General features: G+C 67.4%; 20 protein-coding genes and 1 tRNA gene. 19 read left to right on the forward strand and 2 right to left on the reverse strand.

Annotated elements, in window-relative coordinates; all coding sequences use genetic code 11:
* Positions 1–16 precede the first annotated feature (16 nt).
* The 8 genes from LB310_RS07030 (at position 17) to lysS (ending at position 9984) form a co-directional block, all read left to right on the forward strand.
* Complete coding sequence (locus tag LB310_RS07030) at positions 17–1207, forward strand: lysylphosphatidylglycerol synthase transmembrane domain-containing protein (RefSeq protein ID WP_301154759.1); 1191 nt, start codon at positions 17–19, stop codon at positions 1205–1207.
* A 143-nt stretch (positions 1208–1350) separates the two neighbouring features.
* Positions 1351–2832, forward strand: coding sequence for an extracellular solute-binding protein (locus LB310_RS07035; protein WP_278806693.1), 1482 nt, complete (start codon positions 1351–1353; stop codon positions 2830–2832).
* Positions 2833–2878: 46 nt separating this feature from the next.
* A complete protein-coding gene (locus LB310_RS07040) occupies positions 2879–5959 on the forward strand; it encodes an EAL domain-containing protein (protein WP_301154760.1) in 3081 nt (1026 codons plus the stop codon).
* 11 nt (positions 5960–5970) lie between these two features.
* Positions 5971–6390, forward strand: a complete 420-nt coding sequence (locus LB310_RS07045; RefSeq protein ID WP_087191545.1) for a PaaI family thioesterase — start codon at positions 5971–5973, stop codon at positions 6388–6390.
* A 207-nt stretch (positions 6391–6597) separates the two neighbouring features.
* Positions 6598–6674 (forward strand) — tRNA-Pro (locus tag LB310_RS07050).
* Positions 6675–6799: 125 nt separating this feature from the next.
* Positions 6800–7072 carry a twin-arginine translocase TatA/TatE family subunit gene (gene tatA / locus LB310_RS07055; protein WP_301154761.1) on the forward strand — a complete coding sequence of 91 codons (273 nt, stop codon included), beginning with the start codon at positions 6800–6802 and terminating at the stop codon, positions 7070–7072.
* Positions 7073–7240: 168 nt separating this feature from the next.
* Positions 7241–7711, forward strand: a complete 471-nt coding sequence (gene greA / locus LB310_RS07060; RefSeq protein ID WP_087191547.1) for a transcription elongation factor GreA — start codon at positions 7241–7243, stop codon at positions 7709–7711.
* A gap of 308 nt (positions 7712–8019) precedes the next feature.
* Entirely contained in the window at positions 8020–9984 is a 1965-nt protein-coding gene (lysS, locus tag LB310_RS07065) for a lysine--tRNA ligase (protein ID WP_301154762.1), read from the forward strand.
* Positions 9985–10650: 666 nt separating this feature from the next.
* On the opposite strand, the gene LB310_RS07070 is transcribed toward lysS, so the two are convergent.
* On the reverse strand, positions 10651–11403 hold the full coding sequence (locus LB310_RS07070; protein WP_301154763.1) for a hypothetical protein: 753 nt from the start codon (positions 11401–11403) through the stop codon (positions 10651–10653).
* Positions 11404–11710: 307 nt separating this feature from the next.
* Here LB310_RS07070 and LB310_RS07075 point away from each other — a divergent pair, with 307 nt between their 5' ends.
* The 11 genes from LB310_RS07075 to LB310_RS07125 all read left to right on the forward strand — a co-directional run bounded on the left by LB310_RS07075 (position 11711) and on the right by LB310_RS07125 (position 26116).
* Complete coding sequence (locus LB310_RS07075) at positions 11711–14275, forward strand: ATP-dependent Clp protease ATP-binding subunit (protein ID WP_301154764.1); 2565 nt, start codon at positions 11711–11713, stop codon at positions 14273–14275.
* Positions 14276–14534: 259 nt separating this feature from the next.
* On the forward strand, positions 14535–15476 hold the full coding sequence (locus LB310_RS07080; RefSeq protein WP_087191550.1) for a serine O-acetyltransferase: 942 nt from the start codon (positions 14535–14537) through the stop codon (positions 15474–15476).
* Between the two features lie 60 nt (positions 15477–15536).
* Complete coding sequence (gene ispD, locus LB310_RS07085; protein WP_087191551.1) at positions 15537–16379, forward strand: 2-C-methyl-D-erythritol 4-phosphate cytidylyltransferase; 843 nt, start codon at positions 15537–15539, stop codon at positions 16377–16379.
* Positions 16376–16879, forward strand: coding sequence for a 2-C-methyl-D-erythritol 2,4-cyclodiphosphate synthase (gene ispF / locus LB310_RS07090; RefSeq protein ID WP_301154765.1), 504 nt, complete (start codon positions 16376–16378; stop codon positions 16877–16879). The genes ispD and ispF overlap by 4 nt, the downstream gene beginning before the upstream one ends.
* A gap of 112 nt (positions 16880–16991) precedes the next feature.
* On the forward strand, positions 16992–18503 hold the full coding sequence (gene cysS / locus LB310_RS07095) for a cysteine--tRNA ligase (RefSeq protein ID WP_301154766.1): 1512 nt from the start codon (positions 16992–16994) through the stop codon (positions 18501–18503).
* Positions 18504–18877: 374 nt separating this feature from the next.
* Positions 18878–20125, forward strand: coding sequence for a U32 family peptidase (locus LB310_RS07100; RefSeq protein ID WP_301154767.1), 1248 nt, complete (start codon positions 18878–18880; stop codon positions 20123–20125).
* Between the two features lie 334 nt (positions 20126–20459).
* Positions 20460–21296 carry a TspO/MBR family protein gene (locus LB310_RS07105; protein ID WP_087191556.1) on the forward strand — a complete coding sequence of 279 codons (837 nt, stop codon included), beginning with the start codon at positions 20460–20462 and terminating at the stop codon, positions 21294–21296.
* A gap of 169 nt (positions 21297–21465) precedes the next feature.
* Complete coding sequence (locus LB310_RS07110; protein ID WP_301154768.1) at positions 21466–22398, forward strand: methylenetetrahydrofolate reductase; 933 nt, start codon at positions 21466–21468, stop codon at positions 22396–22398.
* Positions 22398–23093 carry a vitamin B12 dependent methionine synthase gene (locus tag LB310_RS07115; protein WP_301154769.1) on the forward strand — a complete coding sequence of 232 codons (696 nt, stop codon included), beginning with the start codon at positions 22398–22400 and terminating at the stop codon, positions 23091–23093. The genes LB310_RS07110 and LB310_RS07115 overlap by 1 nt, the downstream gene beginning before the upstream one ends.
* Entirely contained in the window at positions 23086–25731 is a 2646-nt protein-coding gene (locus tag LB310_RS07120) for a homocysteine S-methyltransferase family protein (protein WP_301154770.1), read from the forward strand. The genes LB310_RS07115 and LB310_RS07120 overlap by 8 nt, the downstream gene beginning before the upstream one ends.
* 85 nt (positions 25732–25816) lie before the next feature.
* Positions 25817–26116, forward strand: coding sequence for a hypothetical protein (locus tag LB310_RS07125; protein WP_015538660.1), 300 nt, complete (start codon positions 25817–25819; stop codon positions 26114–26116).
* A gap of 167 nt (positions 26117–26283) precedes the next feature.
* On the opposite strand, the gene LB310_RS07130 is transcribed toward LB310_RS07125, so the two are convergent.
* Complete coding sequence (locus LB310_RS07130; RefSeq protein WP_087191560.1) at positions 26284–26631, reverse strand: hypothetical protein; 348 nt, start codon at positions 26629–26631, stop codon at positions 26284–26286.
* Positions 26632–26635 lie beyond the last annotated feature (4 nt).

Consider the following 26635-nt stretch of genomic DNA (forward strand, 5'->3'; position numbering starts at 1 on the left):
GGAACGGGGGCAGGCCTTGAAGCTGAGCGTGCGCAACCTGCTCATCGGGCTCGTCATCGTCATCGTGCTCGCCGTGGTGCTGCTGCGCGGCGACCAGCTGGTGGAACTCGTGGAGACCATCAAGAAGGGGTCGGTGATCCCGCTCGTCGCCGCCCTGTGCACGCAGCTGGGCAAGTACTTCGCGCAGAGCTTCGCCTACTCGTTCGCGTTCGAGGCCGTGGGCGAGCGCATGGACCCGCGTTCCACGCTGCCGCTCGTGTTCGGCACGTTCTTCATGAACACCATCGCCCCCTCGCTCAACCTCGCCGGCACCACGCTCGTGGTGGACGACGCGCGCCGCCGCGGCATCCCGCCGGGGCGCGCCACGAGCGCAGCCCTGCTCATGCAGATCACCGTGGACTCGGGTTTCGCCACCATCATGCTCGTGGGCTTCGCCATCCTCGCGTTCACCGTGGGGCTCTCGCCGCTGTGGTTCCTCCTGGGCCTGCTGGTCATCGCGCTCGTCACGGTCATGGTGCTCATCCTGGTGCTCGGCCGCAAGCGCCCGGCGCTCGTGCTGCGCGCGCTGCGCCCCATCGAGCGCTTGGTGGACCGCATCCGCGTGCGCTTCAAGAAGCCGCCGCTGGACTCGTGGGTCGAGCGCACGGTGGGCTCGTTCTCCGACGCGGCCGGCCTCATCGCCCACAACCCGAAGGCCACCGCCAAGGCGTTCGGCTGCTCCGTGGTGGCCTCCCTGTGCGAGCTCGCGTGCTTCTCGCTTGTGGGCGTGGGCTTCGGCGTCACCGTGCCCGAGGCGCTCGTTTGCGGCTACGTGGTGGCCACGCTGTTCGCCATGATATCGATCACCCCGCAGGGCGTGGGCGTGGTAGAGGCTGCCGTGGTGGTGGCGTTCACGTCGTTCGGCGAGTCGAGCGCGGCGGGCCTGTCCATTGCGCTCGTGTACCGCGGCATCGTGTTCTGGTTCCCGTTCTTGGTGGGCGCCATCCTCATCCAGACCACGAAGTCCTTCAAGCAGGAGGCGAAGAAGACCGTGCGCACCGCCCGCAAGTCCGACCGCATGCGCACCGTCGAAGGACAGGCCAGGCGCCTGGACGAGGCGAAGGCGCAGGGCGCGCCCGTCTCGGGCAAGGCACGGCCCGCCGCCCGCTCGCCGCAGGAGCAGGCCGCTGGCGCGCCGCCCGCTTCCTCCGAGCCGCGCGGCCGCTGACCGTCCGCGGCGCGCTGTACGTTTTCCAACCTCAAAAACTACGCCAATCGAGGGTTTACGCCATGCGCGGGTTCGCCATGCTATAGAATAGCGGGATGGTAGCATATCGCGGGCCGCAGGCCCGCTTGCAGAACGGGGGCAGTATGGAACGTGGGAAGCTTTTCGGCGCCGTCGCAACGTTCGCGCTGGCGGGGATCTTGGCCTGTGCCGGATGCGCAGGCGGTGGGCAGGGTGCGGCGCTCGAAGCCGGCAAGGCGTCGGTGCTCGACCCGGCCGATCCCGTGCAGGTGGAGCTCTGGACGTATTACAACGGCACGCAGCAACAGGCGTTCGAGGATCTGGTCAAGGAGTTCAACGCGGGTCGTGGCAAGGATACGGGCGTCGTGGTAACCAGCTCCAGCCAGGGAGGCGTGAACGACCTGGCCGCCGCCGTCACCGACTCGGCGCAGGAGCTCGTGGGCTCCGAGGCCATGCCCGATGCGTTCCTCTCGTACTCCGACACCGCCTCGGTCATCGATGGGCTCGGCCGCGTGGCCGACTTGTCGGCCTACCTGACCGACGACGAGTTGGCCCAGTACGTTGACAGCTTCATCGAAGAGGGCGACATCGGCGGCGACGGCAGCCTCAAGGTGTTCCCGGTGGGCAAGTCCACCGAGACGTTGCAGGTCAACTTGACCGACTGGCAGAAGTTCGCCGACGCCACCGGCTCGACGCTCGAGGAGCTCTCCACCATCGAGGGCGTCACGACCGTGGCGCAGCGCTACTACGAGTGGACCGACGCCCAGACGCCGGACGTCGCGGGCGATGGACGTCCTTTCTTCGGGCGCGACGCCATGGCTAACTACCTGATCACCGGTTCGCGCCAGCTGGGCCATGACGTGTTCGACATCGACGGAGGCGTGTGCGCGCTCGACCTCGACCGCGCCACTATGAAGAAGCTCTGGGACAACTACTATGTGCCTATGGTTCAGGGCTGGTTTTCCGCCGAGGGCAAGTTCCGCTCCGATGCCGTTAAGACGGGCGACCTCGTCTGCTATGTGGGCTCGTCCTCCTCGGTGGTGTACTTCCCGAAGACCGTGACGGTTGACGACAATACGAGCTATCCCATCGAGCTGGCCGCGTTGGCGAACCCCACGTTCAAGGACGGCAAGCCGTGCGCGCCCCAGCAGGGCGCCGGCTTCGTGGTGACGAAGTCCGACGAGAAGAAGGAAGCCGCCTGCGTCGAGTTCCTGAAGTGGTTCACCGACAAGGAGCAGAACACGGCCTTCTCCATCAGCGCCGGCTACGTGCCCGTGAAGAAGGACGCGCTTACGCTCGAGAATCTGCAGAAGGCTGCCGAGTCCGTCGAGGGCGCATCCGAGAACTACCTGGTGAACCTACCGGCCACGCTCGATACCATCGAGGCGGGCGTGTACGCCAACCCGCCGTTCAAGGGCGGTGTGGAGGCGCGCGCCGTGCTGGAGAAGGCGCTGTCCGACAAGGCCGTGGCCGACCGCGCGGCCGTGACGGCCGCCATCGAGGGCGGCGCGACGCCCGAGGAGGCCGTGGCGCCGTACCTGGAGGATGCGGTGTTCGACTCCTGGCTGGCCGACCTGACCGCGTCGCTCGAAGCGGCAATGGCCTAGCCAAAACGCCTTCGGCGAGGGCCGGAGAAGGGAAAACGACGGCGGCATGGGCCTGGAAACGGGAAAAAAGCGGGGCGCGCGGCGCGGACTGACGTTCAAGGTCCTCGTCGTGGTGCCCTTCTGCATCGCCCTCGCCATCCAGGGCGTCATGTGCGTGGCCGTGCTTGCGGGCAGCGAAACGCTCGAGCAGATGGAGACGGATGCCTACGACCTGTTTTCCGAGCGCGTATCGAGCCGGGCAGGCTATCTTGAGAACGACATGATATTCCGTTGGTCGGATTTCGACGTGGTCGTGGACGACGTGGGCGGCGATATCGATTCAGCCCTCGCCGCGCACGGTGCGTCGGCGACCGACATCGCCACGGGATCCGACCTCTCGCTTGCCGTCATCGACGCATCGGCCGACGACCTGCTGTCGTTCGCCCGCCGTGCCGAGGTGGACGGCGTTTACCTCGTGCTCGCGGACGGCGCGGTCGACCCCTCCTCCGAGGGGGACGGTCATCCGGCGCTCTACATCCGCGACGCGAACCCCAAAGTGGACGTGGCGAACGGCTCCGACCTTCAGCTGGCGGCGTGCCCCATCAGCGTGGCCCGCCGGCTCGATATCGCGCTCGACAGCCAGTGGTCGGCCGCGTTTCCGCTCGCCGCCGAGGGCGAGGGTCAGAGCGCTTTCTACTATCGTCCCCTGCGTGCCGCCCAACAGTACCCCGACGCCGACACGAGCGACCTGGGTTACTGGGGGCGCCCCGTGGACCTGGGATGGACGGGCACGCAGTCCGTCACGTACAGCAAGCCGGTGAGGGACGCCGCAGGCAATGTCGTTGGCGTGTTGGGGGTGGAAGTGCGGCTCGATCGCATAGCCTCCTTCTTCCCGTACCTCGACCTCAACGAGGGGGGCAACGGCTCCTATCTGCTGGCCGTCACGGGAGAGGACGGTGGTTTTGCGCGCGACGGCGGCGTGTCGCCGGCAGCCGGACAACCACGCACCTACGAAGTGCTCACGGCCACGGGTGCATCGCAGAGCCTCTACGTGGAGGACGGCTCGTTCGAATCGTCCCTCGACGAGAAGGGGCGCATGACGGTGGAGCCGTCGGAGGCCGCGTCGTCGGCCGCGCGTGCCGCTGCCAGTGTGGCCGAGATCAAGCTCTACGACAGCACGTCGCCGTTCGCCTCCGAGCATTGGGCTCTTGTGGGGCTCGAGCGCGAGGACGACCTGTTCTCCGCCGCGCACCTTCTGTCCGAGAACCTCATGAAGGTGTTCGCGGCCTCCATCGTGGTGGGCATCGTCGTTGCCGTGCTCACGGCATGGTTGTCGTCGTCCCGCCTGCGCCACCTGATGGGGGAGGTGCGTGCCGCAAGCCCCGAACAGCCTATCTCGTTCACGCCCACCGGCATCGTGGAGGTGGACGAGCTGTCCGAGTCCATCGAGCTGCTGGGCTCCGAAGTGGCCTCGGCCGCCTCGCGCCTGTCCCAGATACTCAAGCTGTCCGATCGCTCCATTGCCGCGTTCGAGTGCAATTTCACGTCGTCCGTCGCCACGTATACGGATGGCTTCTTCGATGCGATGGGGCTCGTGCTCCCGTCGGGCTCGGGCGAGCAAGGCTCCGCGCATGAGGGTTCTCTCGGCGGCGCCGTGCCGCTCGGAGCATTCGAGCGGCTTTTCCAGTCGCTTCGTCCGCGCTACGAGCAAGAGTCCGACGGTCGCTGGATCGTCTCGGATGTCGACGGCCGGCGCTGGGTTCGCATCGTCACGTTGGAAAGCGATGACGGAACGCGGGTGTTCGGCCTGGTGGAGGATGTGACCGACGAGATAGCCACACGCCGCCGCATAGAGCACGAGCGCGACCACGACGTGCTCACAGGCCTCTTGAACCGCCGTGCTTTCGAGCAGGCCGTCACGGAGCGCCTGGCCGGCATCCCGCCGGCGTTCGGCGCCATGCTCATGCTCGACTTGGACAATCTGAAGTACATCAACGACACGTACGGCCACGATTGGGGCGACCACTACATCAAGGCCGCCGCCAGCGTCATCGAGCGCACGTTCGAGGGCGAGGGCTTCTTCGCGCGCATCTCGGGCGACGAGTTCCTCGTGTTCGTCGACCGCTGCGCTGACGCCGACGGGGCATACCGCCTGTTCGACTCGTTCATGCGCGCGCTCGACACGAGCGTGCTCGAGGCGCCTGACGCCACGGTGCTCAAGGTGCGCGCATCCGTGGGCGTGGCGTTCTATCCCGAGGATGCGGTGGATTTCTCCCACCTGCGCGAATATGCCGACTTCGCCATGTACGAGGCCAAGAACCACCGCAAGGGCGCGCTCTTGCGGTTCGACCGCAAGAGCCACGAGCGGGGGGCGTTCATCCTCAACAACAAGGAGGACCTGAACCGCCTGCTCGACGAGAACCTCATCGACTACTACTTCCAGCCCATCGTGGACGCCCGCATGGGCGAGGCGGTGGCCTACGAGGCGCTCATGCGGCCGCAGCTTCCCTCCATCGCCACGCCGGACCGCGTGCTGCTGCTCGCGCGCTCGCAGTCGAAGCTCTACCGGGTGGAGCATCTCACGTTCTTCGGCGCCCTGGAGGCGTTCGCCAAGCACGGGGACGCCGCTCGCGGGGCCACCTTGTTCGTGAACAGCATTGCCACGCAGCGCCTGTCCTCCGATGACGAGGTGGAGCTGCAGAAGCGGTTCGGGCCCCTGCTCAAGCACCTGGTCATCGAGATCACGGAGAGCGACTACAGCCGCGAGATGTCGCTGTACAAGGAGGGCCTCGCACGGCGCTGGGGTGCGCGGCTCGCTATCGACGATTTCGGCAGCGGCTACAACGGCGAGACGTCGCTGCTCGACTACCACGCCGACTTCGTGAAGCTGGACATGGGCATCGTGAGCGGCATCGACGTTGCGCGCGACCACCAGGACATCGCCCGCAATCTCATAGGCTACGCGCATGACCGCGGCATACGCGTGATAGCCGAGGGCGTGGAGACGCCCTCCGAGCTCAAGGCCGTCATCGGGCTGGGCGTGGACTACCTGCAAGGCTACCTCATAGGCAAGCCAGCCGCCACGCCGCCGGCCGTGCCCGCCGATATCCAGGAGCTCATCCGCACGCTGGCCGGCACGTCCTGCTAGAAGGGAGCACCATGGCCCTCACCGACACGCTGCATATCGAGACCGTCTCTGCTGGCAAGCGCCACGTGGAGGCGTCCATGCCCATCACCCCCGACGTGCTCCAGCCGCACGGCTACCTGCACGGCGGCGCAACCATCGCGCTCTTGGAGACGGTGGCCAGCATCGGTGCCGAGCAGGGCACCGATTTCGAACGCGAACGCCCCTTCGGCGTCGACGTGCGGGTGCGCCATCGCAAGGGTGGCAGGAAGGGCATGCTGCGCGGCGTGGCCGACCTCGACCGCGAGGAGGTCTCGGAGCGCACCGGTGCCGTGAAGCAGTACTGGAACGTGGCGGCGTACGACGACGCGGGCGACGTGGTGTCCGACGGCGTGGTCATGACCAAGATCGTGCCCCTCGCGTACCTGGAGGCGAAAGGCGAGGGAGGCGCGTGAGGCGCCGTCTTTCGTCTCCCTCCTTGCTCTAGACGGGTGCGCTTTGTCGCCCAGGGCGCATCCATCGGCCTCTCCTACGGGGGAGGGAGCGGCTTCGAACGGCCTCGACCACCGGTGAAGAAGACGTGGAGGGGGAAATATTGCCACATTTTCTTTTACCTTCGATTACATTGTGCTATCATAACCGTCGCTGCAACAAGCAGCTTACGGGTTGTGGCTCAGCTTGGTAGAGCGCTGCGTTCGGGACGCAGAGGCCGCAGGTTCAAATCCTGTCAACCCGACCAGGGAGCTAAAGGGATGTAACTTTCAAGGAGCATCCCTTTTTTGCATAGTGTGTGCTACTCTGACGGCGTTGGAGTGGGCGGGGCGCGCTGCGGTGGCGGCCCGTAAGACAAGCTTGGAGGAACGTATGAAAATCCTGGGTATGGGCATGCCGGAGCTGCTGATCATCTTGGCAGTCATCCTGCTGATCTTCGGGCCGAAGAACCTCCCGAAGCTCGGCGGCGCGATCGGCAAGACCGTCAAGAACCTGCGCGAGGGCATGGGCGGCGGCAAGGCCATCGAGGAAGCCGACGACGAGGACGAGGAAGTCATCGAAGAGGTCGAGGAAGAGAAGCCGGCCCCCAAGAAGGCTACCACGACTGCGAAGAGGACCACGGCGGCGAAGAAGAAGGCCGAATAGCCTGGCGCTAGCGAATCGGTTCGCGGTATGTGCAGACGGCTCGGCCGGGCACATACCGCTTTTTTGTATATCGGCCGACACTCCGTCGGAGCACTCACGTACAGAGAGAAAAAGCCGCACGTCCGACAATCGGGCGTGCCTGTTGTAGGTATCGGACAGGTGAGAAGCATGGCAAACGACAACTTCATCCTCACGCAGGAGGGCAAGGAAAAGCTCGAGGAGGAACTGCACTACCTCGAGACCGAGAAGCGCGCCGAGATCGGCGAGCGCATCAAGGTGGCGCGCGAGTTCGGCGATATCTCGGAGAACTCTGAGTACGACGATGCCAAGAACGAGCAGGGCATGATGGAGGCGCGCATCGCCGAGATCAGCCGCATCCTGTCCGAGGCCACCGTCGTGAGCACGCCGAAGCGTTCCAGCAAGGTGAACATCGGCTCCATGGTCACGGTGGACATGGGGGGCAAGGAGCGCGTCTTCACCATCGTGGGCGGTGCCGAGAGCGACGCGGCCGCCGGCAAGATCAGCAACGAGTCGCCGGTGGGTGCAGCGCTCTTGGGCCACAAGAAGGGCGACAAGGTGGAGACTACGGGCCCGACCGGCCGCGACATCTCCATGGTGATTCTGAAGATCGAGCATTAGGAAGTTCCGTCGGCCTGGCGGCCGCCGGAACCCGCCGACGACTGCGGTTCCGGTTTCGTCGGCCTGGCGGCCGCCGGAATCCGCCGACGCTGCGACCCGCCCTCGCACCCGATCTTCGTGCGATGCCGCGGGCTTGCGTACCGAAGTACGCGGCGCCCGCGCCATCCCCCGAATCTCGGGCACGAGGGCGGGTCTCGCTGACTTACTACGCCAACCTGCGCGGTTGGTTTTCGCGCTTCGCGCGAAGGGCTCGGCCCTGATGGGCGAGCCCGCTCTGCGAGCTGGACGAGATTGAGGGGCACCGAACTATGAGCGACACCAACGACACGACGGGCAACGGGCAGGTCATCGAGGACGATCCCATCGCGGTGCGCCGCGCGAAGCGCGAGGCGCTCATCGCGGCGGGACGCGACCCGTACGGCCACGCTTATCACTACTCGCACCACCTGGCCGACCTGGCCGCCCAGTACGAGGGCCTCGAGGACGGCGCATCCACCTCAGACGAGGTGAAGGTCGCTGGCCGCATCATGGCCAAGCGCGACCAGGGCAAGCTCGCCTTCCTCGAGCTGCGCGACTCGACGGGCGACATGCAGCTGTTCTGCCGTATCAACGCGCTGGGCGAGGAATCGTTCGCCGAGCTCAAGGACCTCGACGTGGGCGACTGGATCGGCGTCGTCGGCACCATGATGCGCACGAAGCGCGGCCAGCTCTCCGTGGCGGTCGAGTCCTTCGAGCTGCTGTCCAAGAGCCTGCGCCCCTTGCCCGAGAAGTTCCACGGCCTGGCCGACAAGGAGACGCGCTATCGCCAGCGCTACGTCGACCTGGTCATGAACCCCGAGGTGAAGGACACGTTCACGAAGCGCTTCAAGATCGTGGCAGCCATCCGCCGCTTTATGGAGGACCACGGCTACTTCGAGGTGGAGACGCCCATCCTGCACCCCATCCTCGGCGGCGCGAACGCGCGCCCCTTCGTCACGCACCACAACGCGCTCGACAAGGACTTCTACCTGCGCATCGCCACCGAGCTGCACCTCAAGCGCCTCATCGTGGGCGGCTTCGAGAAGGTGTTCGAGATCGGCCGGCAGTTCCGCAACGAGGGCATGGACCCCTACCACAACCCCGAATTCACCACCATGGAGTTCTACCAGGCGTTCTCCGACCTGGAGGGCATGATGGAGCTCACGCAGGGCGTCGTGCAGGCCGCGGCGCTGGCCGCATGCGGCACCACGCAGGTTGAGTACCAGGGCCAGCAGGTGGACCTGGGCGGCACGTGGCGCCGCGCCACTATGATCGAGCTGGCCAGCGAGGGCGCGGGGGAGGACGTGAGCTTCGCGCGCACCCGCGAGGAGCTGGTGGCCATCCTCGAGCGCAACGGCGGCCATGCCGAGGACGCGTGGGGCAAGGGCAAGCTCATCGCCGAGATCTTCGAGGCCGTGGCCGAGGAGAAGCTCATCCAGCCCACGTTCGTGACGGAGCATCCCCTGGAGGTGTCCCCGCTCGCCAAGAAGAAGGCCGGCGAGCCCGAGCTCACCGAGCGCTTCGAGCTGTTCATCTGCGGCCACGAGTACGCCAACGCCTTTGGCGAGCTGAATGACCCGGTGGACCAGGCCGAGCGTTTCCGCAAGCAGGTGGAGGCGAAGGACCTGGGCGACGACGAGGCCATGGGCTACGACGACGACTACGTGCGCGCGCTCGAGTACGGCATGCCCCCGGCGGGCGGCTGCGGCATCGGCATCGACCGCCTGGTCATGCTGCTCACCGACGCCCCGTCCATCCGCGACGTGCTGCTGTTCCCGCATATGAGGGACGAGGCTCCCGCAGGCGGGCGTCAGCGCGCCGATGCGCCGTCTGCCGCCGTCGACGCTCCTGTGGCCGCGCCCATCGACTTCTCGAAGGTGGTCGTCGAGCCGCTGTTCGAGGACGAGGTCGATTTCGACACGTTCAGCAAGTCGGACTTCCGCGCCGTGAAGGTGAAGGAGTGCGCAGCTGTTCCCAAGAGCAAGAAGCTCTTGCAGTTCACGCTCGACGACGGCACGGGCGTCGAGCGCGTCATCCTGTCCGGCATCCACGCCTACTACGAGCCTGAGGAGCTGGTGGGCCGCACGCTCATCGCCATCACCAACCTCCCGCCGCGCAAGATGATGGGCGTCGACTCGTGCGGCATGCTGCTCTCGGCCATCCACGAGGAGCCCGGCGAGGACGGCCAGCCCGAGGAGTGCCTGAACCTGCTCATGGTGGACGACCGCATCCCCGCCGGCGCGAAGCTGTACTAGCGTCCCGGCAAAAGCACGCTCCCAACGAAGGCCGCCCTCGCACCCGCTCGGGCGGCCTTCTTGCGTCTAAGGCGCCCCAGCGCACGGGAAACCCGGTTTCGTGGCAGGTTTTGACGATAGTTGATCATTCGAGATGCCGGAAGCCGGCTGCTGAAGGCTCCTTCTCGAAGGGCATTCGCAAAGGGCCAGGTCATGTACCTGTCTCTCAAACCGGTGTGCCTGACCGTAAAAAGCCGATGATAAACTAACGTCATTTTCTGCCGCGAACGTGGCGAATCGCCGCGCGCGAGGCGGATTGCGCTCAGCCGAGCAGCTCCCTTCGGAGGGCGAACTGGCGCGCGGGGTAGTCGGAGCAGACGGGCCTGACCCTCGTGCCGAGGAGCTTCGCCAGTGCCTTGACGAACCGGTTGTACTCCTGGTAGTTTCCACCTGTTTCCAGGTGGCGGTCACCACCGTGAATCCGAGTGCCTCGAGCGCGTTCTTGCGGGCGGCGTCCTCGGCGATGCGCTCGGCTCCGGTGTGGCAGAGCGTGCTGTCGTACTCCACGGCCACACGCTCATCGGGCCAGAGCAGGTCGCAGCGCAAATGCGAGCGGCCGGTGACCCAGCGGCTGCGCGCAGGTATGGGGACGACAGCGTTCATCAAGGGGTGCTTGATGCCGCTTCCTCAGCGCAGAAAGGGAAGGGTCACGAGCTCGGCCAGCGTTGATTCGCGCGGCGAGGCTGAGCCCTCCATGATGTGGGGGAGGGCTGCGCGCAGGGCTTTCGCTCCTCGAACGCCGTCGAGTTTTCGCAGGTAGGAGGCTATTTTCTCCGGCGAAGTGAGCGGTTTTCTGGCCCTCGATCCGTAGGGGCGGCTCTCGTCGGGCGCGAACGTGCCGCAGAACTCGTATCCGAGGTGGGCGGTTCGTGGGAGGCTCGTCATGAGCGCCGCATGGACGAGGGTCAGCTCGGGGCTGGTCACGAAGAGGGGCTCGCCGAATCCGGGAATCGCAACAAGGCGCAACGACCCCTCGGGTAAGGGCGTCGACTTGTGGATGGCGAGCGCCGCGCCGCTTCTTCGGCCTTCGAGCGCGAGGACGTGGACGGGCAGCGACAGGACTCCGCAGCGAATGAGGGGATGGTCGCGCATATCTCGGGCTGATCCCGCCTCCGAGGGCAGCTCCCGGGCGCGGCATAGATCGCGCGCCGACCCCGTGTCGCTTAGGGCCGAACGCCAGAACTCCATTGCCGATATGTGGGAGACGATCGTTCTCATGGCGGCAGTGTAACATGGAGTAATACCAGATAAAATATCAATTTTGCCGTGCTGGAACCGTGCTGGAACCGTGCAAGGTTCCCGCTGGATTCCCGCAAGATCCGCGCTTGAAACGTGCAAGGTTCCTGCAAGGTCCACGCCGTCTTTCTGCAAGGTTCGCATGGCTTCGCACGCTCCACGTGCCCCTCTCCGACGGGTCTGCGCCGCAAAGCACCGGCAGCCGGACATTGCGAGGTGCGCTCCTGAGAAAAACCCGCACGTGTCAGAACCTCGTCAGAAGTGAGCACTTTTGGAGGCATCGGGGGGCACGGCAGCGCGCAGCCGGAGGTCGTGATAGGATGAACGGGTCGCCGCCGCCTGCGCTTGTGGAGCGAGCGTGTGCGGCCATATGCGGCATTGGCACTCTCAATACAAGAGTGCTAAGATGGCACGGAACCATACGATAGACTCTGCGAGAATAGAGGCTAGCATGTCATTTGAGAAGTTTACGGACAAAGCGCGCAAGGTGCTCGTCCTGGCGCAGGACGAGGCCCGCTCGCTCCACCAGCCCTACGTGGGCACCGAGCACATCCTGCTCGGCCTTATACAAGAGAAGGACGGACTGGCCGCCCAGGCCCTCGACCGCAAGGGCGTGAAGTACGACGCCGTGGTGCAGGCTATCCGCCAGGTGGTGGCCATCGACGAGGACACCGACGTGTCCGGGCATCTCTCCTTCACGCCGCGCGTCAAGCGCGTGCTGGAGAACAGCCTGCGCGAGGCCATGCAGATGGGCCAATCCTACATATCCACCGAGCATCTGCTGCTCGGCATCGTGCGCGAGGGCGACGGTACCGCGCTCGAGGTGCTCACGCGCCTGGGCATCTCCGGCGACGACGTGCGCAGCGCGCTGAACGACCTCGTGGGGCAGAGCCCCGTGTACGCCGGGCGCAACGCGTTCGACCCCCAAGGCCAAGGCTCCGACAGCGTGCTCAAGGAGTTCGGCACCGACCTCACGCAGAAGGCGCGCGACGGCAAGCTGGACCCGGTCATCGGCCGCGCGGGCGAGATCGAGCGCGTCATGCAGGTGCTCTCGCGCCGCCAGAAGAACAACCCGCTGCTCATCGGCGAGCCGGGCGTGGGCAAGACCGCCGTGGCCGAGGGCCTGGCGCAGCTCATCGTGTCGAACCAGGTGCCGGACATCCTGCGCGACAAGCGCCTGTTCACGCTCGACGTGAGCGCGCTCGTGGCCGGGTCGAAGTACCGCGGCGAGTTCGAGGAGCGCCTGAAGAAGTGCATCAAGGAGGTCATGGACGCGGGCGACATCATCCTGTTCATCGACGAGATGCACACGCTCATCGGCGCGGGATCGGCCGAGGGCTCCATCGACGCGGCCGCCATCCTGAAGCCGCCGCTGTCGCGCGGCGAGATCCAGGTCATCGGCGCCACCACCATCGACGAGTACCGCAAGCACCTGGAGAAGGACTCCGCGCTGGAGCGCCGCTTCCAGCCCATCACCGTGGGCGAGCCGAACGAGGAGCAGGCGCTGCGCATCATGGAGGGCCTGCGCGACCGCTACGAGGCGCATCACCAGGTACACTTCACCGACGAGGCGCTGCAGGCGGCCGTGACGCTGGCCGACCGCTACATCCAGGACCGCTTCCTGCCCGACAAGGCCATCGACGTGCTCGACGAGGCCGGCGCCCGCATGCGCATCCGCAACATGACGCTGCCGAAGGAGCTGCGCGACCTGGACGAGGAGCTGCGCAAGCTCCGCGCCGAGAAGGACGGTGCCATCGCCGCCCAGGACTTCGAGCGCGCCGCCCAGCTGCGCGACGAGGAGGCCCAGCTCAAGGACAAGCGCGCCCAGGCCGAGAAGGACTGGGAGGAGAATGCCCAGAAGACCATCCAGCAGGTGACGGTGGAGGACATCGCCGACGTGGTGTCCATGACCACGGGCGTGCCGGTATCGAACCTCACCGAGGCCGAGACCGAGAAGCTGCTGCGCATGGAGAGCGTGCTGCACGAGCGCGTCGTGGGCCAGGAAGAGGCCGTCACGGCGCTGTCGAAGGCCATCCGCCGCTCGCGCTCGGGCCTCAAGGACCCGAAGCGGCCCGCCGGCTCGTTCATCTTCCTGGGCCCCTCGGGCGTGGGCAAGACGGAGCTCTCGAAGGCGCTGGCCGAGTTCCTGTTCAACTCCGAGGATGCGCTCCTGTCCTTCGACATGTCCGAGTACATGGAGAAGCACAGCGTGTCCCGCCTGGTCGGCAGCCCTCCGGGCTACGTGGGCTTCGACGAGGGCGGCCAGCTGACGAAGGCCGTTCGCCAGCGCCCCTACTCGGTGGTGCTGTTCGACGAGATCGAGAAGGCGCACCCCGACGTGTTCAACATCCTGCTCCAGATCTTGGAGGAGGGCCGCTTGACGGACGCGCAGGGCCGCACGGTCGACTTCCGCAACACGGTCATCATCATGACGTCGAACGTGGGCGCGCGCGAGATCGCGCAGCCGACGACGCTCGGCTTCTCCACCGAGGAGCACGCGGGCCTCTCCGACAAGGAGATAAAGAGCCGCGTCATGTCCGAGATGAAGAAGCTGTTCCGTCCCGAGTTCCTGAACCGCATCGACGAGATCATCGTGTTCAAGAGCCTGAACGACGAGCAGATCGCCGAGATCGTGAAGCTCATGGTGGCTGACCTGCGCGAGCGCCTGATCGCGCAGAACATGTCCATCAACCTGACCGACACGGCGTGCAAGCTCATCGCCAAGGAGGGCACCGATGCCACGTTCGGCGCGCGCCCGCTGCGCCGTGCCATCCAGCGCTTGCTGGAGGACCCGCTGTCCGAGGAGATACTCGAGGGCAAGTGGTCCACGGGGTCGATCATCGACGTGGATGCAGTGGACGGCGAGCTCGTGTTCACCCAGGGCTCGGGCGTTGTCCCGGAGCCGCGGAAGCGCGACAGCATCGCGCGTGATGCCGAGCTGCTGCTGACGAACTACGACCTGGGCCATGCCGGCGTGCGTGGCGGCGGGTCGATGTCGGGCGGCGCGGCAGACTAGCGCTCCCCCTGAAAAAAGCTCCCCTGTTCCCTGGGCTCGCATCTGGCGCCCGGGGAGCAGGGGTTTCTTGCGTTCTGGACCCGCATTTGTCGTATACTGGGGAAACGCTGATTGCTGCATCGTTCGGCCCGTTTGCGGGGCATGGGCTCTGCCCTTGCCGACGACCTGCGACGGGCCGCCTGTTGGGCGGCAAGGGCAGAGCCCATGCCCTGCGGCGCCTATGCGAGCTTCGCTCAACCGACCGACTACAGGAGGTTCTATGTTCGGAGACAACCTCGATCGCATCGTGAAGGGCATCGAGAAGAACTACGAGGCCGACGAGATATTCTTCACGAAACCGGGGCGGCAGTTTCCCAGCCGCTCGGCCGTGAAGGGGGTTCTCAAGGACTTGCGGCGGGTGCTGTTTCCGGGCTATTTCGGCGACGAGATGCTCACGCCGTCCACGAGTCCGGAGTACTTCATCGGCGAGACGCTCATCCAGATCGAGCGGGCGCTGCGCGAGCAGATCGTCCTCGCCCTCGCCTACACGTCCGACGACCGCGACGCCGAGGAGGCCGATCCGGCCCGCTCGCTGTGCGGCGGGACTCCCGAGCGCATCTGCGATCGCGCCTCGGAGGTGTGCACGGTGTTTTTCGACGAGCTTCCCAGCATCCAGCGGGTGCTGCTCACCGATGTTCAGGCGCTCTACGACGGAGATCCGGCCGCCGGCTCGAAGGAGGAGGTCATCTTCTCGTATCCGGGCCTGTACGCCATCTACGTGTACCGTATCGCGCACGTGCTCTACCAGCAGAACGTGCCCATCATCCCGCGCATCATGACCGAGCTCGCGCACAGCGGCACGGGCATCGACATCGGCGCGGGGGCCGAGATCGGCGAGTACTTCTTCATCGACCACGGCACGGGCGTGGTGATAGGCGAGACCACCGTCATCGGCGACCACGTGAAGCTCTACCAGGGCGTGACGCTCGGCGCGCTGTCCACGCGCGGCGGGCAGCGGCTCGCGGGGGTGCGGCGCCATCCCACCATCGAGGACGACGTGACCATCTACTCCAACGCCTCGGTGCTCGGCGGCGAGACGGTGATCGGGAAGGGGTCGGTCATCGCCGGTTCCGCGTTCGTCACCTCGTCGATCCCGCCGCATTCCCGCGTGTCGCTGAAGGCGCAGGAGATCACCGTGCGCCAACCGGGCGAGCGGGACTAAGTCCGCGGGCGCAGCGGGCGGGGCGGAAACGGAACAGCGCAAGGCGGAGAGGAAGATCCCATGACCAAGACAATCGATCCCGTGTTCTCGTCGGAGGTGCTGCGCGCGCCTGAGCTGGCGTGCGACAGCTTGGACATCGACACGATCGCGCAGTCGCTGCACGGGCTGAAGGGCGAGGTCGACAAGAACCCGCAGACCGCGGCCATCATACTGGCCGGCGGCACGGGGGAGCGCTTCGGCAAGGAGGGCGGCAAGCAGCTCGTGGAGATAGCGGGCAAGCCCATCCTCACCTGGTCGGCCGAGGCCTTCGACGCGGTGGGCGACATCGGGCTCATCGTCATCGTGTGCCCCGAGGACCGCTGCGACGAGTACCTCAAGCGCGCCATCGACCCGTTCCCGTTCGTCACGCCCATCGTGGTGGCGCCCTCGGGTCCCAGCCGCCAGGAATCGGCGTTCTCGGGCCTGGAGTTCGTGCCGGACGACTACGAGTACGTCATCCTGCACGACGGCGCCCGCCCGCTCATCTCGCCCGACCTCATCGCGCACACCATCGCCACGCTCAAGGGCAACATCGACTGCGACGGCGCCGTGGTGGCGCACCCGGCGGTGGACACCTTGAAGGTGGTGGAGAACGGCGTGATCGTGGGCACGCCCGATCGCCGCGTGTTCTGGAACGCGCAGACCCCGCAGGTGTTCCGCGCCGGCATCTACCGCCGCGCGCACGCCTCGGCGCTCTCCGACGGCTTCATGGGCACCGACGACTCCTCGCTCATCGAGCGCTTGGGCGGCCGCGTGCTCGTGGTGGAGGGCAAGCGCGACAACATCAAGCTCACCGTGCCTGAGGACTACCTCATGCTGGCCGCCGCCGTGCGCACCAACTACATGAAGGGGGCAGAGGAATGACGGGCTCGTTCGATCCGGCCTCCCTGCGCATCGGGCAGGGCTACGACGTGCATGCGTTCGCCGAGGGGCGCCGGCTCGTCCTGGGCGGCGTGGACATACCGCATGCACGCGGGCTCCTGGGGCATTCGGATGCCGACGTGCTCGCGCACGCCATTGCCGACGCCCTGCTCGGCGGCATCCGCGGGGGCGACATCGGGAAGCTCTTCCCCGACACCGACCCGGCCTTCAAGGATGCGGACTCGCTCAAGCTCTTGGCCGCCGTGGCCGACAAGGTGCGCGCGGAGGGCTACGCCATCCTCGATGTGGACTCCGTCATCGCCGCGCAGGCGCCGAAGCTCTCGCCGCACCGCGACGCCATGCGCGCGAACCTGGCCGCCGCCATGGGCATCCCCGTGGAGAACGTGGGCGTGAAGGCCACCACCACCGAGCACCTGGGTTTCGAGGGCCGCGAGGAGGGCATCTCCGCCACGGCCGCCTGCCTGCTCTGCCGATGTAGCTAGAAGGCCGGTTCCTTCGGGAAGCCGGCCCGCTCGGCCCGCTGTGCTAGAATTTCAGGTTGACGCGCGCCCGCATGGGGCGGCGTTTCGGACAGGCAGGATGCGAGGACACTCTATGATCAGGCTCTACGACACCAAGGTCCGCGAGAAGGTGGATCTCGAGACGCTCGAGCGCGGCAAGGTCGGCATGTACGTGTGCGGCCCCACCGTGTACAACTACATCCATGTGGGCAACGCGCGCACGTTCATCAGCTTCGACAACATCCGCCGCTACCTCATGTGGCGCGGCTTCGACGTGAAATACGTTTGGAACGTCACCGACGTGGACGACAAGATCATCGGCAAGGCCAACGAGGAGGGGCGCAGCGCCGCCGAGGTGGCTGCCGAGTACACGCAGGCGTTCATCGAGGATATGCACAAGGTGAACGTGCTCGACCCCGACGTGCGCCCGAAGGCCACCGAGGAGATTCCCGAGATGATCGAGCTCATCGGCGAGCTCGTGGACGGCGGCCACGCCTACGAGGTGGAGGGCGACGTGTACTTCAGCGTGCGCTCGTTCCCGGACTACGGGGCGCTCTCGGGCCGCAACGTCGACGAGATGGAGGGAGGCCACCGCGAGCTGCGCGCCGACGGCAAGGGCGTGGAGGACCGCAAGCGCGACCCGCTCGACTTCGCGCTGTGGAAGGCCGCCAAGCCCGGCGAGCCGGCGTGGGAGTCGCCGTGGGGCCAGGGGCGCCCGGGCTGGCACATCGAGTGCTCGGCCATGTCGCGCAAGTACCTGGGGCTGCCGTTCGACATCCACGGCGGCGGCGGCGACCTCGTGTTCCCGCACCACGAGAACGAGCGCGCCCAGAGCGAGGCCGCGTGCGGCTGCACGTTCGCGAACCACTGGATGCACGGCGGCATGCTGCAGATCAACTCCGAGAAGATGAGCAAGTCGCTGGGGAACTTCAAGCTGCTGCGCGAAGTGCTGGAGACGACGCGTCCCGAGGTGCTGCGCTTCCTCATGCTGCAGACGCACTACCGCAGCCCCCTCGACTTCTCCGCCGATCGCCTGGACGAGGCCGCCTCGGCGCTCGGCCGCATCGAGAACGCGGTGAAGAACCTGGACTGGCTGCTGGCCAACGCCGAGGACATCCCCTCGCCGCTCGACCTGCGCGCGCTCATGGACCGCACGCGCCAGGCGAAGATGGGCTTCATCCTTGCCATGGACGACGACTTCAACACGTGCAAGGCGCTGGGCGAGGTGTTCGACTTCATCGCCGACGTGAACGCCCAGACGGCGGGCAAGGCGCTGTCGCTGTCCGACGTGCCGCCCGTGCGCGACGCCCGTGCGCTCATCGTGGAGCTCATGGGCGTGTTCGGCATCGACGTGGAGGCCGCCGGCGCGGATGCGGCGGGCGAAGGCTCTGCGTACCCCGCCGAGGTCGTGGCGCTGGCCGCCGACATCGCCGGCTACGAGGGCTCGGATGCCGCCGAGGCCGTGGACGCGCTCCTGGCCGCCCGCGCCGACGCCCGCGCCGCCAAGGACTGGGCCCGCGCCGACGCCGTCCGCGACGGCTTATGCGGCCTCGGCTTCACCATCGAGGACACCCCCCAGGGCGCCCGCGTGTCGTACGAAGGGTAGGGCGGCGCCATAGGATTCGCATGCGAAGGACGGCTCCGAGGAGCCGTCCTTTTCGTGTCGGAAGTTTTCCGGTTAGGGGACAAGGGGGCGGTTCTCTTGTCCCTCTCCTTGGATTTTCTCAGGGAAGCGGCGCTCCCAGCAGGAAATCATAAAGGCTCCTTGCTCTATGGGTGATTTTAGGATACCAGGTTTTCCGGTTGGCACTTGGAAAATTATCGATAATGAAAAGTTTTCCAAGTAGTAACCGGAAAACTCTTCTATTTTTAAAATTATCCGGTTAGCATTTGGAAAACTCGTGATAGCGAGGCCTTCCTCCGCGCTTGAGCTTTTGGCGATGGGTCGCGCCGCCGTCGTCCTGCGCTACAATACGGCGCATGCGAAATCAGACGGCACATATCCCCGAACTCCTCGCGCCGGCCGGCGGGCGGGCGCAGCTGGAGGCGGCGGTGCGCTTCGGGGCGGACGCCGTGTACTTCGCCTGCGATCGCTTCGGGCTGCGCCAACGCGCCTCGAACTTCGCGCTCGACGACGTGCCGGCGGCGGTGGCCTGCGCTCATGCGGCCGGCGCGAAGGCCTACGTGGCCGTGAACGCGCTCATGGACGCCGACGATGTGGCGGCGCTGCCGGCGTACCTGGAAGCGCTCGACGCGGCGGGCGCGGACGCGCTCATCGTGAGCGATCTCGGCGCGTTCTCGCTCGCGCGCAAGCACGCGCCGCATGCGGACCTGCACGTGAGCACGCAGGCGGGCGTCATGAACGCCGAGGCGGCCCGCATGTGGCACGAGCTGGGCGCGAGCCGCGTGGTGTGCGCCCGCGAGATGAGCGTGGAAGACATCGCGCGGATGCGTGCCGATGCGCCGCGCAAGCTGGCGCTGGAGGCGTTCGTGCACGGGGCCATGTGCATGGCCGTGTCGGGGCGCTGCCTTTTGAGCTCGGCCATGGCCGGCCGCTCGGGCAACAGGGGGCACTGCGCACAGCCGTGCCGGTGGAGCTACGCGCTGGTGGAGGAGCAGCGCCCCGGCGAGTTCTACCCGGTGGAGGAGGACGTGCGCGGTACCTACGTCATGAACGCGCAGGACCTGTGCATGGTGGAGCACCTGGACGATCTGGCCGCCGCCGGCGTGGACTCGTTCAAGATAGAGGGGCGCAACAAGAAGGCGTTCTATGTGGCTTCGGTCGTGCACGCCTACCGCCGCGTGCTCGACGGGGCCGACCCGGCCGAGGGTGCGGCCGAGCTCGCGTGCGTGTCGCACCGGCCGTACTCCACCGGCTTCTACTACGGGCTCGCCGAGCAGTCGCCCGAGCGCGACGGCTACGTGAGGGAGTGCCTGCACGCGGCCGACGTGCGCGCATGCGCCCCCGTCGGCGACGGCGCCTGGCGCGTGGAGGTCGTGTGCCGCAACCGCTTCTGCGAGGGCGACGAGCTGGAGGCCGTCGTGCCCGGACGCGCATCCTTCAGCGTGCGGGTGCGCAACCTGGCCTGGCTGCCGCGGCCCGATGCGGACGATCCGCACCCCGCGCCCGTCCCCGCAGCTGTGGCGAACCGCTCCGCCGAGGCGTACGCGTTCACGGTCGCCGAAGAGCTCTCCCCGGGAGACTTCCTTCGCATAAGGACACCGTAGGCGATCTCCTCGTCATCCCATCAGCCGGCCGAGAGCTCGTGTGCTAGGGGAGCTGTCCGGCGCATACGGCAATCCCCGAGGTTGATCGCATGCGCCGGGGCGGCCGTCTCTGGTCGCATGGTTTCGGCTGGCTGATATGAGGGGGGGGACCTCCGGTTGGTGCGGGAAGGGCGGCATCTTCGTCATCGTTGAGCTTTGCGCCCCTCATCTGCGCCGAAGCGATGGATACCTGCCATGTGGCCGTAACGGCCCGGCCTCGGCGCCGCGCTACACTGGGCTGCACCAATCGAATCGAGGGCGCTCTCGGCGCCCCCTTAGGAAAGCGAGGTGCATCATGCCCAACCATGCCTATCATGCCACGGCGGCACCGGGCGTCGTGCAACGGGCTCGCAGCACGAAGGCCGGCCGCAAGCTTGAGCGCGGCGGCTACCTGACTGCCGAGACGGTGACGATGTGGGTCGTCTACGCGCTCACGCTCGTCGGCAACGCGGTTATCGAGGGAGGCCAGGTAGGGGGCAACACATCGGCCACCGTGGCCTACGGCGTGTTCACCTGGTTCACGCCGGCGGGCTACGTGTTCTCCATCTGGTCCCTCATCTACGTGGCGCTCATCGCGTGGCTCGTGTCCTACACGCGCGAGGCGCCCTTGCGCGCCAAGCGCTTCACCCCCGTGTCCGTGCTGTTCATCGGCAGCTGCGTGCTGAACGTGCTGTGGCTGGCGCTGTGGCACTTCGAGCTGGTGGGCATCTCGTTCATCGTCATCCTGGCCGAGTGGGCGGTGCTCGCAGCCCTGTACCTGAACGTGCGCCGGTCGGCGAAGTCGGGCTGGGGTTGGGTGCCCATCTCCATCTACACCGCCTGGGTCACGGTGGCCGCGCTGGCGAACATGGCCATCCTCGTGACGCGCGCTTTGGACGGCGGCATCGCGTTCTTCAACGGGCTTTCGGTGCTGGCCCTCACGGCGGGCGTGCTGGCCCTCGGCTACGTCATGCGCAAGATGTACGACGACGTGGCGTTCCCCCTAGTGTTCCTGTGGGCCCTCATCGGCGTGGGCATCCACGTGGCCGAGGCGTCGTGGCTCGTGTCCTCCCTCGTGTTCATTCTCGTCATCGCGGGAGCGGTGCTCACGTTCGTGCCGCTGGGCAAGCTGCGCTCCGCCGTGCGGGGGTAGGCGGGCTTCCGGCGCGAGGGCGTTCGTCCGAGGCCTCGCAGGTGCTCCGGCGCCCTTCTTGGCGGATGCCTGCGAAGGCTCCGGGCCGGCGCCGCCGATGGCGCCCCTTCCGGCGCGCCCGGGCCGCGGGGGTTTGCCGCAGCCCGGGCGCTTCCGTATAATGACCCCCATGAGAAGCGTTTCAGACATATACGCGGCCGCCCATGCGGCGGGCCGCCAGCCGGTCTCGTTCGAGATATTCCCGCCGAAGGGCGATCTCACGCTCGAGACGGCGCACGAGGTGGCGGCCGAGCTGGCCGACCTGCTGCCCGATTTCGTGAGCGTGACGTACTCGGCGGGCGGCAGCGGCAACCGGCAGGCCACGGCCGACGTGGCCGCCATGATCCACGATGATTTCGACATCCCCACGGTGGCGCACCTCACCTGCCTGGGTGCCACGGAAGAGTCCATCTCGCGCGCCATCGACGACCTGAAACGCAAGGGCATTGCCAGCGTCCTCGCGCTGCGCGGCGACCGCACGGCCGACGCATCGGCGGCGGAGGGGCCGTTCCGCTTCGCGAAGGACCTGGTCATGCGCCTGGCAGACGAGGGGTTCTGCGTGGGTGCGGCGGCGTATCCCGAAGGGCACATCGAATGCACGGACTTCCGCGCATCCGTGGCGCACCTCAAGCAGAAGCAGGACGCAGGCGCGTGCTTCTTCGTCACGCAGCTGTTCTTCGACAACGCGTACTTCTACCGCTTCCGCGAGGCGGCCGACGCGGCGGGCATCTCCGTGCCAATCGCGTGCGGCGTCATGCCGTTTTTAGGGAAAGCGCAGATCCAGCGCATGGTGTTCATGTGCGGCGCCTCGCTGCCGTCGCCCATCATCAAGCTTCTGGCCAAGTACGAGGACGATGCGGCCGCACTGCGCGCGGCGGGCATCGAGTACGCTTGCGCCCAGCTGGTGGATTTGCAGGAGCACGGCGCGGACGGGCTGCACGTGTACACCATGAACCAGCCCGACATCGCCCGCGCCTGCGCGGGCGCGCTGCGTGCGACGTGGCGCCCGGCGGGCGAGGCGGCCGTGCGCGGCGCCGGGGAGCCTGTCGGCGGGCGCGTCTGATGGCGACGGAGGGCCTGCGCGTCGACCGCGACGAGGCGCTGCGCTACTTGGGCTACGACGGGCAAAAGCTCGACGCCGACCTCGCGCGCCGCTTCGACGAGGCCGTGGCCGCCTGCGAGCGCCTGCGCCCGCGCTGCCTCCATGCCGTGTTTCCCGTGGACCATGCGAGGTCGGACGCCGGGCACGTGGCGTTGGAGGGGTGCGGCCTCGTGCTGGAGGGACGCGACATCGCCCGCCATCTGGACGGCGCCGGCGAGGCAGTGCTCATGGCGTGCACGCTGGGCGCCGAGAGCGAGCGGGCGCTGCGCCTGCGCACGGCCACGAGCCCTGTGGACGCGCTCCTGTACGGGGCTGCCGCGTCGGCGCTCGTGGAGGCGGCGGCCGACTTGGAGGAGTCCCGCATCGTGGCCGAGGCCGCCGCGTGCGGCCTGCGCACGAACTTCCGCTTCAGCCCCGGCTTCGGCGACCTGCCGCTTGCCGTGCAGCCCGCGTTCCTTGCGGCGCTCGATGCGCCGCGCCGCATCGGCCTCACGGCCACCGCGGGCAACCTGCTCGTGCCCACGAAGAGCGTCACGGCCGTCGTGGGCCTGTTCGAGGGCGAGCCGTCGAACGCCTCGGCGCGCTCGACGTGCGCTTCCTGCGCGCTGGCCGGACGCTGCGCGCTCAAAGACCAGGGAAGGACCTGCCATGGATGAGAACAAGCCCGCTGCTTCCGCCCCCGCCCGCTCGGGCGCGGGGCGTGCCGCTGTCGCTACCGCCCGCACCGCCGTTTCCGCCCCCGCCGGCCTGCCCGACTCGCTCGCGGGGCTGCGCATTGCCGACGCGCACCTCGAGCGCGTGCTGCGCGGGCAGGACTTCCTCGTGCAGGACGGCGCCATGGGCACGCTCTTGCAGGAGCGCGGCCTCACGGCGCATGGCGAGCTGCCCGACCTGCTGAACTTGCATGACCCGGAAGCCGTCGCGGACATCCACGCCGGCTACGTGCGCGCTGGGGCCGAGATGATCACCACGAACACGTTCGGCGCCAACGCGCACAAGCTGGAGGGCCGCGCGACGGTGGCCGACGTCTACCGTGCGGCGGCGGCCAACGCCCGCGCGGCCGGCGCCCGCTACGTGGCGGGCGGCCTCGGCCCCATCGGCGTGCTGCTGGAGCCCCTGGGCACGCTGCCGTTCGAGGCGGCCTACCAGATATTCGCCGAGCAGGTGCGCGCCGTGGTCGAAGCCGGGTGCGACATCGTGCTCATCGAGACCATGACGGACCTGCGCGAGGCGAAGGCGGCGGTGCTGGCGGCGAAGGACTTCTCCGACCTGCCCATCTTCGCCTCCATGACGTTCGGCGAGGACGGGCGCACGTTCCTCGGCACGCCCCCGGGCGTGGCGGCGGCCGTGCTGTCGTCGCTGGGCGCTCATGTGGTGGGCGTGAACTGCTCGCTGGGCCCGAAGGAGCTGGAGCCGGTGGCTCGCGAGCTGGTGCGCTGTGCGCGCTGTCCCGTGGTGGTGCGCCCGAACGCCGGGTTGCCGCACGTCGTGGAGGGGCGCACCGTGTACGACGTGGAGCCTGCGGAGTTCGCAGCCGTCATGGAGCGCATCATGGAGGCCGGCGCGAGCGTGGTGGGCGGCTGCTGCGGCACGAACCCGGCCTTCACCGCGGAGCTGGCGGCCCTCGTGGCGGGCCGCACGCCGGTGCCGCGCACGCCGCCGTCCGCGTTCACGGTGACGAGCGCCCAGGAGGCCGTGGAGCTGTCGGAAGGGCGCGCGAACGCGGTCGTCATCGGCGAGCGCATCAACCCCACGGGCAAGACGAAGCTGAAGGCGGCTCTGCGCGCGGGCGATTACGACTACTTGGTGGGCGAGGCCGTGGCCCAGCAGGAGGCGGGCGCCGCCATCCTCGACGTGAACGTGGGTCTGCCGGAGCTGGACGAGCCCGCCGTGCTCGCGGCGGCCGTAGGTCGCCTGCAGGCCACGGTCACGGCGCCTTTGCAGGTGGATTCGAGCGATCCGGCGGCCATCGAGGCGGCCGTGCGCGGGTATGCCGGAAAACCGCTCGTGAACAGCGTGAACGGCAAGCGAGAGAATCTGGATGCCGTGTTGCCCGTGGTGGCGCGCTATGGCTGTGCGGTAGTGGGCCTCACGCTCGACGAGGACGGCATCCCGCCCACGGCAGAAGGGCGGCTCGCCGTGGCCGAGCGCATCGTGGCGGCCGCGGAGGCCCACGGCATCCCGCGCTGCGACGTGGTCATCGACTGCCTGGTCATGGCGGCGGCCACGAACCAGGACGAGGTGCGCGAGATCCTGCGTGCCGTGCGCCTCGTGAAGGAGCGCCTGGGCGTGCGCACGGTGCTCGGCGTGTCGAACGTGAGCTTTGGCCTGCCGCAGCGCGGCCTCGTGAACGCCACGTTCCTGGCCGCGGCGCTCGCGGCGGGGCTCGACCTGCCCATCCTGAACCCGCTGAACGCCCGCTGCCGCGACACCGTGGAGGCATGGCGCGTGCTGAACGGCCAGGACCGAGGGGCGGCGGCCTACGTGGAGCGCTACGCCGGGGCGCCCGACCCGTACGCGGTGCGTGGCGCGTCCGAGGCACCCGGGGGCGTGGCAGATGCCGGGGCCGCGGCGCCCGAAGGGGAGCGCAGTCCCGTGGCGGGGCCGGACGGAGCGGCAGGCATGCCGGTGCCGCCCGCCCTTGCGGACGCGGCCGAGGAGGTGCGCGCCATGGAGCGCCTCATCCTCACGGGACGCGCGACCCCCATGGCGGCCGCGACCGAGCGGCTGCTGGAGGGCCACGACGCGCTCGACGTCATCGACGGCGTGTTCATCCCGGCGCTCGACGCCGTGGGCGAGCGCTTCGAGCGTGGCGAGTTCTTCCTTCCGCAGCTCATGGCCTCGGCGGAGGCGGTGAAAGCCGGCTTCGACGTGGTGCGCTCGCGCCAGGGGGAGGCTGCCCCGACCGACGACGGCAAGGCCATCGTGCTGGCCACCGTGCAGGGCGACATACACGACATCGGCAAGAACATCGTGCGCATGCTCTTGGAGAACTACGGCTACCGGGTGATCGACCTGGGCCGCGATGTGGCCCCCGAGCGGGTGGTTCAGGCGGCGCGCGAGCACGGCGCGCGGCTCGTGGGCCTCTCGGCGCTCATGACCACCACGGTGAAGGCCATGGAGCAGACCATAGCGCTCTTGCACGAGCAGGTGCCCGGCACGGCCGTGTTCGTGGGCGGCGCCGTGCTCACGGCCGACTACGCGTGCGAGATAGGCGCGGACTACTATGGCAAGGACGCCGCCGAGGCCGCCCGCATCGCGGAGCGGTTCTTCGCCGCGCACCCGGCAATATGAAAACGAGATGCTTTTGCGGGTGCAACCTTCAGGAGTTCTTGCTATGATGTGTGCCAAGGCTTATTCCCGAGGAAAGGGGTCTGCTATGGGTGTGAAATCGGCGGAGGCGCTCGACGTTTCGTTCGACGAGCTGCCGAACTACCTGCACGCCAAGCATTCGGTGTACATGGAGGTCGGCGGCGCAACGTATTACCTGACCGATGTGAACGACCGCTACTGGCGCGCACAGGACACGGCCCAGTTCAACGACAAGGGCCACTACGTGGACGCGAGCGAGCTGGTGCCCACGGTGAGCGAGTTCATGACGCTCCCCTTCGTGGACGGCAAGTCGATAGGGGATGTGTTCGAGGAAGCAACCTTCTACGCCTCGGAAAAAACCGAATAGTGAAAACAGGGACGGCCGCGCAAGCGGCCGTCCTCCGTTGAGCGTGACAAGGGGACGGGGATAATGTCACGTCTCCGGGAGTTTTGCGGCCCCGCGCCCAGCGAGGAACGGGACATCATCCCCGTCCCCTTGTCACGCGGCGCATGTCGTGGCGCTCCGATGCGCGCCTATGCCGGGCGGATGACGAGCTCTTTGATAAGGCTGTCGTCCAGGCTGCATACGCCGTCGTTGCAGTTCTCGATCTGCGCGAGGGCGTGGATGATGGTTCCGTTGTAGTCAGCGTAGAAGTTCACTGTGCGCTCGTTCACGATTCTCGGGTCGCGCATGGTGAAGCCGCCGAACATGAACTTGTTGTGGAACGACATCTCGATGGCGTTGCGCCCGTACAGAAACGTGTTCTGCCGCTTCACCATGGAGGGGCAGTAGTCCACGAGGCGGCTGTCCTCGGTGAAGCATGCCGCGAGCCCCTTGTGGTCCTTGCCCTGCATCGCGGTGACGAAATCGTTGATGACCATGTGC

The sequence above is a fragment of the Gordonibacter sp. RACS_AR49 genome, assembly GCF_030418435.1.
In the GTDB taxonomy this organism is placed as follows: domain Bacteria; phylum Actinomycetota; class Coriobacteriia; order Coriobacteriales; family Eggerthellaceae; genus Gordonibacter; species Gordonibacter urolithinfaciens.

What these genes read in the sequence shown, in the direction of transcription:
- LB310_RS07035 (WP_278806693.1), top strand. Translation starts at nt 1,351, where the DNA reads ATGGAACGTGGGAAGCTTTTCGGCGCCGTCGCAACGTTCGCGCTGGCG.
- LB310_RS07040 (WP_301154760.1), top strand. Translation starts at nt 2,879, where the DNA reads ATGGGCCTGGAAACGGGAAAAAAGCGGGGCGCGCGGCGCGGACTGACG.
- LB310_RS07045 (WP_087191545.1), top strand. Translation starts at nt 5,971, where the DNA reads ATGGCCCTCACCGACACGCTGCATATCGAGACCGTCTCTGCTGGCAAG.
- tatA (WP_301154761.1), top strand. Translation starts at nt 6,800, where the DNA reads ATGAAAATCCTGGGTATGGGCATGCCGGAGCTGCTGATCATCTTGGCA.
- greA (WP_087191547.1), top strand. Translation starts at nt 7,241, where the DNA reads ATGGCAAACGACAACTTCATCCTCACGCAGGAGGGCAAGGAAAAGCTC.
- lysS (WP_301154762.1), top strand. Translation starts at nt 8,020, where the DNA reads ATGAGCGACACCAACGACACGACGGGCAACGGGCAGGTCATCGAGGAC.
- LB310_RS07070 (WP_301154763.1), bottom strand. Translation starts at nt 11,403, where the DNA reads ATGCGAACCTTGCAGAAAGACGGCGTGGACCTTGCAGGAACCTTGCAC.
- LB310_RS07075 (WP_301154764.1), top strand. Translation starts at nt 11,711, where the DNA reads ATGTCATTTGAGAAGTTTACGGACAAAGCGCGCAAGGTGCTCGTCCTG.
- LB310_RS07080 (WP_087191550.1), top strand. Translation starts at nt 14,535, where the DNA reads ATGTTCGGAGACAACCTCGATCGCATCGTGAAGGGCATCGAGAAGAAC.
- ispD (WP_087191551.1), top strand. Translation starts at nt 15,537, where the DNA reads ATGACCAAGACAATCGATCCCGTGTTCTCGTCGGAGGTGCTGCGCGCG.
- ispF (WP_301154765.1), top strand. Translation starts at nt 16,376, where the DNA reads ATGACGGGCTCGTTCGATCCGGCCTCCCTGCGCATCGGGCAGGGCTAC.
- cysS (WP_301154766.1), top strand. Translation starts at nt 16,992, where the DNA reads ATGATCAGGCTCTACGACACCAAGGTCCGCGAGAAGGTGGATCTCGAG.
- LB310_RS07100 (WP_301154767.1), top strand. Translation starts at nt 18,878, where the DNA reads ATGCGAAATCAGACGGCACATATCCCCGAACTCCTCGCGCCGGCCGGC.
- LB310_RS07105 (WP_087191556.1), top strand. Translation starts at nt 20,460, where the DNA reads ATGCCCAACCATGCCTATCATGCCACGGCGGCACCGGGCGTCGTGCAA.
- LB310_RS07110 (WP_301154768.1), top strand. Translation starts at nt 21,466, where the DNA reads ATGAGAAGCGTTTCAGACATATACGCGGCCGCCCATGCGGCGGGCCGC.
- LB310_RS07115 (WP_301154769.1), top strand. Translation starts at nt 22,398, where the DNA reads ATGGCGACGGAGGGCCTGCGCGTCGACCGCGACGAGGCGCTGCGCTAC.
- LB310_RS07120 (WP_301154770.1), top strand. Translation starts at nt 23,086, where the DNA reads ATGGATGAGAACAAGCCCGCTGCTTCCGCCCCCGCCCGCTCGGGCGCG.
- LB310_RS07125 (WP_015538660.1), top strand. Translation starts at nt 25,817, where the DNA reads ATGGGTGTGAAATCGGCGGAGGCGCTCGACGTTTCGTTCGACGAGCTG.
- LB310_RS07130 (WP_087191560.1), bottom strand. Translation starts at nt 26,631, where the DNA reads ATGGTCATCAACGATTTCGTCACCGCGATGCAGGGCAAGGACCACAAG.